Origin of the sequence: Clostridium polynesiense (assembly GCF_000820705.1) — a bacterium.
GTDB classification, from domain to species: Bacteria; Bacillota; Clostridia; order Clostridiales; family Clostridiaceae; genus Clostridium_AA; species Clostridium_AA polynesiense.
The window spans coordinates 36,736-50,709 of sequence record NZ_CCXI01000122.1 but is presented as its reverse complement, the minus strand read 5'-3'; the positions used below and the strand labels follow the sequence as shown (position 1 = coordinate 50,709).

Genomic DNA, 13,974 nt, shown 5'->3' with positions numbered 1-13,974 from the left:
AACACAATCGGAGCTGGGGGGAGCACAGAAAAATGTGCTGCTTTTATGCCAGGGGCTTAAGGATAGATACGACATTACTGTATATTCAGCTCCCGGCGGAAAGATGATAGATGAGCTTCAGGCAATGGGAGTAAGACATATTGCCATAGATGAAATGGTGAGGGAGATTAATCCCATTATGGATTTCAAATGCCTTAAGCATTTGAAAAAGGAATTTAAAGAAAATAAGTTTGATATAGTGCACTGTCATAGTTCCAAAGCTGGAATCTTAGGCAGAGAAGCTGCTCATTCTGCAGGAATATCTAAGATTGTATATACTGCTCACGGCTTTGTATTTAATGAACCAATGAGTAATTTAAAGAAGAAGATTTATACCTTTTTAGAGGCTTATGAAAGCAGGAAAACCACCAGTTTGATATGCGTAAACGAAGGAGACATTGAGGTTGCCAAGGAGAATGGCATAATTCCTAAAAAGGAAGCTGTATATGTACCTAACGGCATAGATTTTAATGAAAGTGAAGAGACTCAAGGTGAAGATATTGAAGCCTTCAAAAAGAAATTTAATATTACATCAGAGGATTTTGTTTTTGGCTGTGTAGCAAATTTTTATGAAACCAAGGGGCATAGGTATTTAATACAAGCTTTTAATGATCTCTGTCAGGAGGGTTATAAGGCTAAGCTTCTGCTTATAGGGGATGGACAGCTTTTACCTGAAATGAAGACTCTCGCTGAAGGTAATAATAGCATTATATTTACAGGATATGTGGATAATGCTTCCGAAAAGATGAAAGCTATGGATTGTTTTGTAATGTCTTCTGTAAAGGAAGGATTCCCCTTTGTGATATTAGAGGCTGTAAAAAATAAAATCCCAATAATATCTACGGATGTAGGAGCAGTGAGAAAAATCATTAAAGGCGAAGAATTAGGAATAATAACTGAGCCAGGAAATGCTGTAAACCTCAGGCTCTCCATGATTAAGGCCATAGAAAATTATGAAGAGATGAAGGAAAAGGCGGAAAAATCCTACCAGCTTAATAAGGAAAGATATTCTTTGGAGGCCATGATTAAGGCTACGGAATCACTATACTAAAAATAAAGTAGTAAAACCTTGTGCTGAACTAAGAATAACAAAGCACAAGGTTTTTATTTTACTTTTCAAAAATTTCATCGTAGCTCATGACATAATGATCTGCAAGCCTTTCAAGCTCTTCCCTTTGATATTCTGAAGAGGGATCATGCATGGCTGCTACCTTCATACCTGCAGCTTTAGCTCCCATCACCGCTGCATATAAATCTTCAAAAACCAGGCATTCCTCAGGTTTGACTTCAAGCCTTTCCGCACATAAAAGATATATGTCAGGAAAATTTTTTCCTCTTTCCACTTCGTTAGTGGTGACTATAACATCAAAATATTCATAAATATTATGCTTAACCAGCACAGCCTCCAGGAGAGGCACTGAATTGCTGGTGGCTAAAGCTATTTTTAAACCCAGGTTCTTAATGTGTTTTAAAAACGCTTCTGCTCCCGGCTTTAAAGGTATGTTATTAGAATACTCTGATATGGCCATATTATGCCAGGTATCCTTGATAACTTCTAAGGAATCCACAATGTTAAATTTGTCTTTAAAGTATTCCGCTACCTGATTAAAGCTCAAATGGCTTATTTCATCCTTTAGATTAAGGGGAACTTCATAACCCATCTTTTTTAAATAATCATTATCAATTTTTTCCCATACCCACATAGAATCTACAAGGGTGCCGTCTAAATCAAATATTACCGCTTTTATATTTTCCAACATATTTACTCACCAGCCTAAATATAATTACTGAGAATTATATCATATGTTTTCACTTATTTAAAAGTTTCTTTCAAATATTTCTATCTTTTCAGGATGCTTAAAATCTTCAAGGGAATTAATTCCTATACGGAGAAAGACCTCATCCAATATTCCGCTGTGAGTTGCTACTTTTACAGCAGACTGATACGCAAATTCATCCACTGCCTTTCTGGATTCCTCTTTTGGAACTATTGCCTTAGGACCTCCTACGCAGCCTCCTACGCAGCCCATACCTTCAATAAAGTTTGCGCCTAAATCCTCTCCTGCCACTGCTCTGTTTAAAATCTCCTTGCATTCCTTAACCCCGTCTACGTGAAGGGTTTTAAGGAAGGAATATTTTTCAGGATAAAGTTCCTCAATGGCCTCAGAAATTGCAATGGACACTCCTCCGGATCTGGCATAAAGTCTACCGCCTCGGGAAGCATATTCAATAGATGCCACTCCCTGAAGCTCTTCAGGCTTAATATCAAGTATTTCAAAAATACCCTTCAATTCCTGAAAGGTTAGGACAAAATCTACATCTCCTATTAAATCCTTCTCCTTTGCTTCAGCTTTTTTTGCAATACATGGCCCTACGAATACCACCTTAGCATCGGGATTGAGCTTTTTCAAAACTCTGGCAGCAGCTATCATAGGAGATACGGAAGGAGATACGTATTTAACCAAATCGGAATAAACCCTCTTAAGCATTCCTACCCACATTGGGCAGCAGCAGGAGGTAATCATCATATCATCTTTATTCTTTACAAGATGGTCGAATTCCACTGCTTCTTTTATGGTAAGCATATCCGCTGCAAAGGCAACCTCAAGCATATCTTTAAAGCCTGCTTTTATAAAAGCTGCTCTCAGCTGATCCATGGTTACATCAGAGCCCCACTGTCCTGATATAGCAGGAGCTACAGCTGCAATTACAGGACTTCCGCTTTTTAATAGCTCCATTATAGGGATAAACTCTACTCTGTCCATAAGTTTTGAATTGTCGCAGACATCCACGCACATCCCGCAGTTTACGCATAAATCTTCGTCTATGTATGTAGTGTTTTTAATTGGATCCTTTAAAATGGCATTGAATGGGCATGCCATTTGGCATTTTGTTTTCCCTGTTTCATCTTTAGTGCAACTTATAGTGCATTGCCCAAGTTTTTCAACTATCCTTTCCCTAACCTGATAATTTGTTATTGCTTTTTTTAGGTTATAAATATAGTTTTCGTCATTTTCAACCTCTACACCGCAGAGCATAGATACAGTTTTTGTTATTTCATCTTTATCAAGTCCCGGAGTATTAATGATTTTTTCTACAGTCTCATCAAAATTACCTTCATAATAGGATTTTACAAGCTTTTGAAATAAGTCCATATGGTGTTTTTTCATGTTCTCACTCCTTAAAATTGTACATAAAATTATTATAACTTAATTTACTCAAAGGTATCCACAATTTTCATTTTGCTGCATATATTTTTAGTAGGGTATACAACCCAAGTAGGAGGTAATAATTTTATGGTTAAGCTAGTAATTGATGCAGGCCATGGCGGGAAGGATTCCGGTGCAGTGGGAGCTACTGGTTTAAATGAAAAGGTGCCTAATTTAAAAATTGCTTTAAGATGCGGAGAAATTTTATCTTCACAGGGAATTTCCGTTGAATATACAAGAACTGAAGATAAATATATCACACTTACTGAAAGGGCTAATATTGCAAATAACTACAATGCAGACTATTTTATAAGCATTCACAATAACTCCTTCAGTGACTCTTCAGCCTCAGGAACAGAAACCTATGCCTATAAGTCAGGTGGGGAAGGGGAAACAATGGCAAGAGCCATACTGAATTCAGTAGTGTCAGCTATAGGAACAAAAAATAGGGGAGTCAAATATGCAAACTTCGCTGTGCTCAGGCAAACCCTGATGCCTGCAACTCTAGTGGAAATCTGCTTCATAAGCAACCCCGATGAAGAAGCCAGGCTTAAAGATGATGGTTTCATAGAAACAGTTTCACTTGCCATAGCAAAAGGCTTTCTTAGTTTTATTGGACAAGATTACCAGGAACCTGCTCCTCAAGAGCCTGAGACACCAGATTCTCAAGAACCTCAGGCCCCAGAACCTGGCAATAGACAAGAGCTTTTAAAAAATTATCAAGAAGCCCTTGAAGCCTTCAGGAGGCTTCAGGAAAAGTTGAACCAGCTTGGTGAGCTCCTTAAGTAAATGGATAATTTTGTATTCACCCCTGGGGTGAATACAAAAATTACCATAGAGATTTAGAATATAAAATAGCCCCGGGGACTTACTGCAGTGTACTTACTGCAGAGTCTCCGGGGCTTTTTATATAAACATCCTAAAAAATAGGATTGTTGCATTTCACCTTCGGTTTAAAGCACTGGAGGTGTATTGTCTGTAGGATCGATTTCTTCAGTGTTTACATCTTTACCGGAAGCAGGTGCGGATGTTTCCATTTTTCTTTCAAATTTCTCTAGGGATCTTTCAGCAAACTTTCTTCCGCCGATACCAAAGGATATTGCAAAGGCTATAGCCAGTGCTCCAAGTATTATGATAAAGGCTGTATTTACTATTACCATAGCTATACCAAGCTGGCTTAAGGTCATAAATACTGCAAATACTATAATGGAGTATTTAACTAAAGCAGCGGTAAGCCTTGAGGATGAAGTGTATTTACCTAATAGGCCTTCCACCCATTTACCTATAAATAAACCTGCACCTAAAATTATAACTGCGCTTAAGAAGAATGGTAAGTATGCTATTATAGCAAATCCTACTCTGTTTAATACCTCTAGATTTACTACGTTTAAAGCTTCTACAGCAAATAGAAGTATTATGATAAACTTAACTAATTTGCCTATAACATCAGATAACAAGTATCGTGGTGCCATTCCTTCCTTACCAAATCCAATCTGCTTATAAATAGAGTTTATTCCCACTCCTGCAAGCAGGTTTGAAACAAGGTTACCTACCAGTTTAGACACATATACACCTACAGCTATAAGTATAGCTGCCACAAATATATTAGGTATCATATTTAATATATTATTCAGCATTCCTATTGCAGGCTGTGATATAGCCTTAATATTAAGGATTTCTAATGCTGAAATAATAATTGGAATCCATATTAAAACGTAAACTACATTTGCCAATATGGTAGAGAAGGATGATGTTGTAGCAGTTGGTGTTAAACCTGCCTTATCCTGAAGCTCATCTACCTTAAGTTTTCTTAAAAGCAGTGCTAATAAATCTCTTACTACTTTAGCTATAATATATCCAACTATAAGTACAAGTACTGCTCCTAGTATGTTAGGAAGGAAGTTTAGGAATTTACTTGTCATATTTGTAATAGGAGTTGAAACTGCCCTCATATTTAATGCTTCCAAAATACTTGGGAAGAATAAAATGAATATAAGCCAAAAAGCGGCTTTACCCAAGGATTCTAAAGTTTTATCGGAGCTCTTATTATTGGATAAGCCCCACTTATCTATATAACCTGGCAGTCCCATCTTTCTACCGCCTTTAATAATGAGTGACTTAACTATTGATGCAACTATTATGGCAAGTAAAAGAAGAAGTACTGCCGATAATATGTTTGGTATTGCATTATACATAGGGTATGTAATAGTTCTTATCTCTTCCATTAATATTACCTCCTTGTTTTTTGTAGTGTTTTTATTATAAAAAGCAAATATTAATAAAGATTAAAGAAAGAGTATCCTTTTGGAAAATTTTCTGCATAATTACCATTATTAACAGAAGCTTCACAGGGAATTAAAACAATAGTAAAGACTATACTGTTTATTATCTTCTTATATATAGTTTTTATTAATGAACAATAGAATGAAACACTGGCAGAGGAGTTAAAAACTAAAATTTATAATAATATAATGGAAGGATTAATGAGTATAAGAGTGATAATCAGCTGCTTGAATATTGTATGGTGATTATAGTTATAATAATCTATTTACAGATTAAATAAAAAAGGAACCGAATTTAACGATTCCTTTATAATATAATTATTATTTTTGAAAAATAAAAAAAGTCATATGAAGGTTAAATCCTGCATATGACTTTTCCTGGTCGGGGTGACAGGGATTGAACCTGCGACCTCATGCTCCCAAAGCACGCGCGCTCCCATCTGCGCCACACCCCGGCGACATATATAATTATATATAAGTAGCCCGCCGCTGTCAATATTATTAATATAATAATAAATGAAAAGATTATTTATAGTTTTTAATGGAAAATTTTAATGTATAATTGTATTATTGCTTATAAATCAATGCATCATATAAAAGTGCAGAGTTTAAAAATACTGATAGAAAAGATTAACTATATGACACAAATAAGAAGGAGAGATAATATGGCAGGATCAACTTTGATTATTTTATTAGGAAGCCTTTGGTTTCTAACCTTTGGTATATTGATACTAAAAAGCAAAAAGGTTCAGGACATACTTCAAACCGGAAGCAGTATAAAGGATAAGGAAGGATACTTTAAAAGCAATGGAACTTTTAATATTGTTTTAGGTGTTTCAGGCCTCATATTAGGAGCTGCTGACTTCTTTATTAAGAAGTATACACTGGTATTTGTAATAATATTTATTATAATGATGTTTAGTGCTTCAATAATACAGGCACAGATAACAAAAAAATATAAATAGCCATGCGCATCTAATATATAAGAATCAAATATAATAAGAAGCAAAATATTTAAAAATCATGGGTATTTCGAATAAGTTAATTTCTGTCTTTTGATAAAGATTGAAAATGTATATAATTTTTTAACAAACTGTAAGGGGTTTAAGAATGAATTCATATCTTATATAAATTTTAGAATATCCTAAATGCAGTGCTTAAAGATAGTGGAAAGCAGAGGGGGACAAGTTTTACCTTTAAAAATTTTCTGTAATTGTTACAGAATTGACTGCAAATTTTAACCGAAACTTAGTAGAATTTTTACCATTTTGTAAACATTTATACATAAAGGTTGTTTTTTCCTAATCATTAAGTCTATAATATTTTCGTCGGCAATATATCATATTAACGGCTAATATGATAATAATATACCGAAAAAATAAAAATGTGGGGGAAAGAACACCTATGAAAAAGAGATTACTTGCGGTAGTAATTACAGCATCTATAATTAGTAGCCAAGCTGTTGTTGCTTTCGCTGATCCAACGACGCAGCAGCAAGTAGAGCAGAGCAGAAATCAACTTAACAGCATTGAGCAGAAAATTGCTGGTATTGAGGAAAAGATCCAGCTATTAGACGAAGAAGTTATTGCAATGCATGGAGTTATAGACAAGAATAATGAAGACATAGCTGCTTTAAATAAGCAGATTGAAGATACAAAAAAGGAAATAGAAAAGCTGAAAGAAGAGCTTAAGCAGAAACAAGATATGTTTGATAAAAGAATGAGAGCTATGTATAAAACCGGGGGACAAAGTAGTTACGTATCAGTGCTTCTTGAGTCACAAGGATTTAGCGATTTTATAGCCAGAGCTCAAGCCATAGGAAAACTTATGGGATTGGACAAGCAAATTATTGAAGAGCTTAATGAAAAAGAAAAAGAATTTAATGATACTAAAAAAGCATTGGACGAAAAAAATGCCAGCCTTTTAGAGCTTAAGAAACAAAATGAAGCTAAGATGGCTGACCTTCAAAATAAGAAAAAAGAACAAGATGTTTTAGTTGCAGCAGCAAAAGAAGAAAAAGCAAAGGTTGTTGTAGATCTTGACACTAAAGAAATGGAGCTTGTACAGTTCCCTATGGATGTTATTACAAACAGAAATAGTAGCGATGATGATATTAAGAACTCAATAACTACTCTTGTAAGATTAAGAAACAATATAGTATCTACAAATGTAGACAGAAAGATAGATGAAGTTATTAAAAAAGGACAGGAAACAATTAGACAAAGAGAAGCCCAGAGATTGGCTGAGGCAAGAGCGGCAGAAGAAGCGGCAAGAAATAACAGACCAAGCAATGGAGGTGGCGGAAGCAGCAAACCTGCACCAGCGCCAAAGCCTAGTCCAGCTCCTTCAAGAGGTCCATCACAAGGATCAGCAAGTGCAGCTTCACTTATAAATTACTCATATCAATTTTTAAATATTCCATATGTTTGGGGAGGAACTACCCCTAGCGGCTTTGACTGCTCAGGCTTTACCTCCTATGTATTCAGACACTTCGGTTATAATATAGGAAGAACCACTTACAATCAGATAGATGCCGGCGTTGCCGTTTCTCAATCTGAATTACAGCCTGGTGACTTAGTATTTACTAACCCTGGACACGTTGGAATCTATATAGGAAACGGACAGATGATTCACGCACCTCAAACAGGAGATGTACTTAAGGTTTCTAAGGTGTGGAAGTTCTATGCTGCAAGAAGAGTGTTAAGATAGTATCCTGTCGAGGACTTAAATGTGAACAAAATTTGTTTAATAATAAATAAAAAAAGTACAAATTGTTAACAGGCAGAACATTCCTTGTTCTGCCTGTTTTGTTATTTTATTAATGCCAAGGGGCGAAGAATCGCATATTTTATGGAATATAAATAATAAAATGTAAATAAAACATTTAAATTTTGCAAATTAATTAAAAAATAGTAATTACAATGTCATTAAATTTTAACCAATTTGTAAACATTCGAAAAAGCGGGTTGTCCATACTACTTGTATGGTGTTATAATAATTTCGTCGGCTAGTACAAATTTAAACTAATGTGGGGGAAGGAGGCTGCCTCGAGCAAGATATGAGAATTATCGAGGCAATCAGACGCATGAACAAAAAAATAATTGCGGCTATAGTTGCAGCATCCTTTGTATTTGGACAAGGAGCTGTGGTATTTGCTGAGCCAGCGTCTCAAGAGCAGATACAACAGAGCAGAAATCAATACAATGATATTGAAAGTAAGGTTGGGGACCTTGAAGAAAAGCTTAACATCATAGACGATGAAGTTGGTGCAGCCAGAGATGTTGTACAAAAGAATCAGGACGAGATTCAAGAGTACCAAAATCAAATTGCTGAGACAAATAAAGCTATTGAAGTAGCAAAAGAGGAAGTAAAAGAGAAACAGATAATGTATGATGCTAGAATGAGAGCCTTATATAAATCAGGCGGACAAAGCTCATATATTGCTTTATTATTTGAATCTCAGGGATTCAGTGATTTAATAGCCAGAGCACAAGCCATCAGCAAGCTTATGGGTATGGATCAGAAAATAATAGAAGAGTTGGATGAGAAAAAAGAAGAGCTTGATAGAAAAGTAAAGGAATTGGATGAAAAGGTTTTAGCTGTAGGCGAGCTTAAGAAAGTAAATGAGGCAAAACTTGCTGAATTGAAGGTTAAGCAGGATGAACAGAACAAATTAGTTGCTGAAGCCAGAGCCGAAAGAGCTAAAATTGAAATGGATCTGGACTCTAAAGAGTGGACAATAGTTGAATACCCAATCAGTGTAATCAACAATAGCTCAAGCAGTGAATCAGATATAAGAAATTCCATTACTACACTAGTTAAGATTAGAAATAGTATTGTATCAACAAATATCGATAGTAAAGTTGATGCTGCTATAAAGAAGGGTAATAAGAGATTAGAGGAAATTCAGGCAGCTAAGCAGCAGAGCTCAACACCTTCAAGAGGTGATGGTGCAGCATCTGCAAGCGCAACATCCTTAATAAACTATGCATATCAATTCTTAGGAGTAAAATATGTATATGGTGGAACAACACCAAGCGGATTTGACTGCTCAGGATTTACTTCTTACGTATTTAGACACTTTGGATACAATATAGGTCGTACAACCTATGATCAAATAAAAGCTGGCAGAGGAGTTTCCAGAGCGGAAATGCAGCCAGGAGATTTGGTGTTTACACATGCTGGACATGTAGGTATATATGTAGGAAATAATAACTTCATACATGCACCTCACACCGGAGATGTGGTTAAGGTATCCAAGGTATATAAATTCTATGCAGCAAGAAGAATATTAAATTAGATATTATAAAAGTTGATGTAAAAGGCATTCTCATAGATTGTGAGAATGCCTTTTATTGTGCCTATTTACAAAACTTATCTTCTAAATAAATCCAGAAATCTTTGAAAGATATTTTTATTTTCCTCTACCTGCACCACAGCTTCTTTTTTCTCCTCCTGCTTAGAAATACCGGGAGTTCTCATTATAAACTGCACTGTGGAGTTTTTATTTCTGCTGTTATCAGCAAAGGAGTTATATGGGTTTTTATTATCACCAATAATACTGTTATTTAAGTTATTTTGAAGTTCAGCACGGGCTTTTCCTATACCTTCTTTGCCAAGTTTGCTCATACCCTCCTTTATCTGCTGCTGCCCATCAACGAGCTTTCCTACATCTCCAGGAAGTCCGGAGGTTTCATTTTTCACCGTGCCTATACTTTTATTTATATCTCCAAAACCCTTAAAGAGTTTAGAGCTGCCTTCTCGCATTGAGGAAAATCCCGCTGTTAATTGATTTAATGCTGAAGACAGCTGAGGGGCTTCTTCAGCGGTTTTATTCATTCCTGAAGATATTTGATAGAGGCCTCCGTGAAAATCATTATATCCTGATGATAAGGCACCTGTAGAGGTTTCTAAATCCTTCATGGCTTTAGAGGACTTAGTCAAGCCTTCATTTAGCTGATCTATTCCATCCTTTTCTCCAAGGATTCCTTTAGCCATGGCAGCTACCATGGGATCTGGGTGATTTGCATAAAGAGCTGCTACTTGAGAAAGCTTGTCATGACCCTCCTTAAGCTTCAAGGAGCCGTCTTTTAAGCCGCTGATTCCTCCCTGTAGCTCTTTAGTTCCCATGTGAACACCCTGAAGTCCTTTTTGAATATCATGACTCCTTTGAGAAAGTTCATTAATACCTCCGGAGAGGCTTTTTAATCCGCTTATGAGGCTGCTGCTGTTATCAGAAATCTCCTTAAGACCCTTTTCGAATTCATTCATAGATGAAGAAAGCTTTTGAGATTGGGTATATATTTCATCAGAACCCCTGTAAATGCTGTTTAATCCAACATTTAGCTGTGACATTCCTGACTTTAATTCAGAAGTTCCTGTGATTGTCTGCTGCATTCCCTCTGCCAGTGAATCAGAGGCTTTTTCCATGTCTCCCAAACCTTTGGTAAGAGAGTCTATACCCTTTGAAATATCCTCCGGAACATTAAAGGAAGCAGGTAAAACCGTTATGGTAATAGGCTCTAAATATATATTTTCTCCATCCATCTCCAGAACAAATTCAGCATCCTCAGGAGGAAGGGCTACAAAGTTAACTGCTGCGGTTTTTCCTATAACCACCTTATTGCCTTGAGTTTCTAGATTTCTGAATATATCTAAATCTGCTGTAACCTGAACCTGTGCCATTAAATCAGGGGATATGCCTTCTTCTTCCTTAAAGTCTACTTTTATAATTATTTTAAGCTTGCCTTTTTTCCCTGAGAGCTCCTCAGCCTTAAATTCCCTTCCGTCAAGGAAATATCTGATTTCTGCTTTCACAGGAAGCTCTTTGTCCACAGAGCCTTCATAATAAAGATCTTTTTCCTTTATTTCAGTAAGGTTCCATTTAACATAATCCCCGGTTACTTCAGGTTTTAAAGCACCGGTTAGATTTTTAATCTCCGTATATTTTCCGTAGTCTGTAAATTCTCCTGAATTGTCCATGTTATAAAGGTGATTTACTATTTTTATAGAAGCAGTGCTTCCGTCATTTTTCATGGAAACATAAACCGTTTCGTCCTTTGTGGGAGCTGCATGGGCTATAGCATTGCTTATGAGCATAAAACACAGCAGAAGAGCGCTTATAAATTTTTTCTTCATAATAATTACCTTCCTTAAATTTATTCTCTAATTAACATTAATCTGGTTATCTACAAATTCCTCAGAAACATTCTTTGGCCAGTTTAAAGTGGTACGCCTTATTAAGGGTCCGAATATAAGAAGCAGGGCAGGAAGCAGCATATAAACTAAAAGCAGGCTTATAAAAGCACCTCTTCCAATTAAAAGGGTCAGCTCTGAAGCTGATTTTATAGTGGTTATGAAAGATATGCTGAAGGTTCCTGCCATAAGTATTAAAGCACTGGTAAATACGGACCTTCCTGTGTCTTCTATAGTCTTTTTCATAGCCTCTAAAGGCTTATATGCCTCTAAATTTTCCTTATATCTTGAAGTGAATAATATAGCGTAATCCACAGTAGCTCCAAGCTGTATAGCTCCTATTATTATAAAAGCTATAAAGTTAAGCTTTGACCCTAAGAAATATGGAATGCTTAAATTAATCCATATTCCCAGCTGTATAACGAATACCAAAATCAAAGAAAGTACCAGGGATTTGAAGGTAAAGAGTAAAATCAAGCCTATAATTATTATGGATATAATGGTTACTCTGTTAAAATCCTGAGAGGTTACCTGCTGAAGATCCATATAGATAGCTGCCTCTCCTGTTACATACCATTCCTTTGTATATTTATCTGCTGTACTTTGTATTTTTTTAATTATTTCCTTGGTTTCCAATCCTTCTATAGGCGCATTTATATTTAATATAAAATAGGTATATTTATCGGATTCAAAGGTAGCCCTTACCTGCTTCGGTATTAAGAAATCAGGAAGGGTTTCATCTGCCATAGAATAAAGACCCTGAACAGAATCTACCTTTTCTAAAGAATCAATCTCATCAGCCATAGACTTGAGTTTTGTTTTATCCACTTTAGGAACTAAGAGGATGAGTTCATTACTGCTGCCGAAGATTTCCTCAATCTTTTCGTTGGACTTAACGGACTGAGATTTAGTAGAAAGTGTTTTTTCCGTAGAATAATAATATTTTAGCTTTGATTGTCCCAGGAATGCCGGTAGTACTAAAAGCATAGCCAAAACTAAAGCAAATTTTCTTCTTTTAACCATCCATCCGGAAATCCTTTTAAAATCAGGAAGAAGGATTTTGTGCTTATAGCCGCTGAAGCGTTCGCTAACCAGTATTAAGCAGGGAAGGAGGGTTACTACGGTAACTAAGCTGAAAAAAACTCCTTTTGCGAGTACAAGCCCCATATCTTTGCCTATTCCATAATGCATGGCAACTAAGGCCAGAAAGCCTCCTACAGTGGTGAGAGCGCTGGAGGATACAGAACTGAAGGTTTTAACTATAGCTTCTATCATGGCAGAATTCTGATCCATATTCTCAGCTTCTTCATGAAATCTGTGGAGAAGAAATATGGAATAATCCATAGAAACCGCCAGCTGAAGTATGCTTGCCACAGAGTGGGTATTAGAAGATATACTTCCGAATATGATATTTGTGCCCATATTAAGGAGGATTGCAGCACCTATGGCAGCAAAGAATAAAATGGGCTCATAATATGCCCTGGAGGAAATAAGGAGGATTATGGTTATAATTATGAAAGCTACCACTGAATAATTAAAAAGCTCTCTGTTAGCAGTATCCTGCATATCCTTCGATACGGCTGCCTGTCCTCCAATATAATGCTCCATCTCCGTCATTTTATCTATTTCATCTATTGCCTTTCTGGTAGCTAAGGTATCATTGCCTTCTGCAAATTGTAGCTGCAGAAGGCTGTATTCACCGGAGATAAACCTTTTTGAAAGGGCTTTATCCATAAAATCTACAGGTTTATGGATATCCTCAGCATCATCCAGCCATATCACCGACTCCACTGCGGGAAGTGATTCTATGTCCTCCTTAAGCTTTTTAACCTTATAAAGCTCCTTTTCTTTGACCATAAGATTGGCAGTACCCTTTATATTAAAATCCTCACTGAGTTTGTTCTTTCCCTTAATAGAGTTGATTTCCTTAGGCAGGTAAGAACTTAAGTCGTATTCTATAGTAACAAACTGCATGCTCACAGCAGAAAGCAGCAGTATAAGCACATAAAAGCCTATAATTAGCTTTTTATGCTTTACAATAAAAGCAGCTATTTTTCTCATAAAAATCTCCCTATGTCTACAAAATTAAACACTTGTTTAAAATATCTGTTTTAATAGTAGCATAGCAGTATTTTACAGTCAATAGATAAATCAAAGGGATAAATAATAATTGTATAAAATTATTTACAGAAACTTTTTACTGAATATATAAATAAAAAACAGCTGTTTTTCTTCTATGTATCAGATTT

Annotated in this window: 10 protein-coding genes and 1 tRNA gene; 5 read left to right on the top strand and 6 right to left on the bottom strand. The window is 36.0% G+C overall.

Translation table 11 applies throughout. The features are described 5' to 3' along the window. Positions 1-1,090 (top strand): glycosyltransferase family 4 protein (locus TA89_RS12005; protein ID WP_040213659.1); only part of this gene is annotated, 1,090 nt, incomplete at its 5' end. Between the two features lie 58 nt (positions 1,091-1,148). On the opposite strand, the gene TA89_RS12000 is transcribed toward TA89_RS12005, so the two are convergent. Then, the gene (locus tag TA89_RS12000; RefSeq protein WP_040213656.1) at positions 1,149-1,799 is read right to left on the bottom strand and encodes an HAD family hydrolase; all 651 of its coding nucleotides are present in this window, start codon (positions 1,797-1,799) and stop codon (positions 1,149-1,151) included. 57 nt (positions 1,800-1,856) lie between these two features. Further along, a complete protein-coding gene (locus TA89_RS11995; protein WP_040213654.1) occupies positions 1,857-3,209 on the bottom strand; it encodes a [Fe-Fe] hydrogenase large subunit C-terminal domain-containing protein in 1,353 nt (450 codons plus the stop codon). Between the two features lie 126 nt (positions 3,210-3,335). Between TA89_RS11995 and TA89_RS11990 the strand changes: the two genes are divergently transcribed. Then, complete coding sequence (locus TA89_RS11990) at positions 3,336-4,037, top strand: N-acetylmuramoyl-L-alanine amidase family protein (RefSeq protein ID WP_052447476.1); 702 nt, start codon at positions 3,336-3,338, stop codon at positions 4,035-4,037. Between the two features lie 164 nt (positions 4,038-4,201). Here TA89_RS11990 and TA89_RS11985 read toward each other — a convergent pair whose 3' ends face one another. Together TA89_RS11985 and TA89_RS11980 are read right to left on the bottom strand one after the other, a co-directional pair. After that, on the bottom strand, positions 4,202-5,473 hold the full coding sequence (locus TA89_RS11985) for a mechanosensitive ion channel (RefSeq protein ID WP_052447475.1): 1,272 nt from the start codon (positions 5,471-5,473) through the stop codon (positions 4,202-4,204). Positions 5,474-5,909: 436 nt separating this feature from the next. Further along, positions 5,910-5,985: transfer RNA gene (locus TA89_RS11980), tRNA-Pro, on the bottom strand. Between the two features lie 210 nt (positions 5,986-6,195). Between TA89_RS11980 and TA89_RS11975 the strand changes: the two genes are divergently transcribed. The 3 genes from TA89_RS11975 (at position 6,196) to TA89_RS11965 (ending at position 9,830) form a co-directional block, all read left to right on the top strand. After that, on the top strand, positions 6,196-6,495 hold the full coding sequence (locus TA89_RS11975) for a hypothetical protein (RefSeq protein ID WP_040213653.1): 300 nt from the start codon (positions 6,196-6,198) through the stop codon (positions 6,493-6,495). A 439-nt stretch (positions 6,496-6,934) separates the two neighbouring features. Beyond that, positions 6,935-8,239 (top strand): C40 family peptidase, encoded by a 1,305-nt coding sequence (locus TA89_RS11970; protein WP_040213651.1) that lies wholly within the window; start codon positions 6,935-6,937, stop codon positions 8,237-8,239. Between the two features lie 349 nt (positions 8,240-8,588). Next, positions 8,589-9,830, top strand: coding sequence for a C40 family peptidase (locus TA89_RS11965; RefSeq protein WP_052447474.1), 1,242 nt, complete (start codon positions 8,589-8,591; stop codon positions 9,828-9,830). A gap of 74 nt (positions 9,831-9,904) precedes the next feature. On the opposite strand, the gene TA89_RS11960 is transcribed toward TA89_RS11965, so the two are convergent. Further along, complete coding sequence (locus TA89_RS11960) at positions 9,905-11,668, bottom strand: methyl-accepting chemotaxis protein (RefSeq protein ID WP_040213650.1); 1,764 nt, start codon at positions 11,666-11,668, stop codon at positions 9,905-9,907. A gap of 27 nt (positions 11,669-11,695) precedes the next feature. Beyond that, a complete protein-coding gene (locus tag TA89_RS11955; protein ID WP_040213648.1) occupies positions 11,696-13,786 on the bottom strand; it encodes an efflux RND transporter permease subunit in 2,091 nt (696 codons plus the stop codon). Between the last annotated feature and the right edge of the window lie 188 nt (positions 13,787-13,974).

What these genes read in the sequence shown, in the direction of transcription:
- TA89_RS11970 (WP_040213651.1), top strand. Translation starts at nt 6,935, where the DNA reads ATGAAAAAGAGATTACTTGCGGTAGTAATTACAGCATCTATAATTAGT.
- TA89_RS11990 (WP_052447476.1), top strand. Translation starts at nt 3,336, where the DNA reads ATGGTTAAGCTAGTAATTGATGCAGGCCATGGCGGGAAGGATTCCGGT.
- TA89_RS11965 (WP_052447474.1), top strand. Translation starts at nt 8,589, where the DNA reads ATGAGAATTATCGAGGCAATCAGACGCATGAACAAAAAAATAATTGCG.
- TA89_RS11955 (WP_040213648.1), bottom strand. Translation starts at nt 13,786, where the DNA reads ATGAGAAAAATAGCTGCTTTTATTGTAAAGCATAAAAAGCTAATTATA.
- TA89_RS11985 (WP_052447475.1), bottom strand. Translation starts at nt 5,473, where the DNA reads ATGGAAGAGATAAGAACTATTACATACCCTATGTATAATGCAATACCA.
- TA89_RS11975 (WP_040213653.1), top strand. Translation starts at nt 6,196, where the DNA reads ATGGCAGGATCAACTTTGATTATTTTATTAGGAAGCCTTTGGTTTCTA.
- TA89_RS12000 (WP_040213656.1), bottom strand. Translation starts at nt 1,799, where the DNA reads ATGTTGGAAAATATAAAAGCGGTAATATTTGATTTAGACGGCACCCTT.
- TA89_RS11995 (WP_040213654.1), bottom strand. Translation starts at nt 3,209, where the DNA reads ATGAAAAAACACCATATGGACTTATTTCAAAAGCTTGTAAAATCCTAT.
- TA89_RS11960 (WP_040213650.1), bottom strand. Translation starts at nt 11,668, where the DNA reads ATGAAGAAAAAATTTATAAGCGCTCTTCTGCTGTGTTTTATGCTCATA.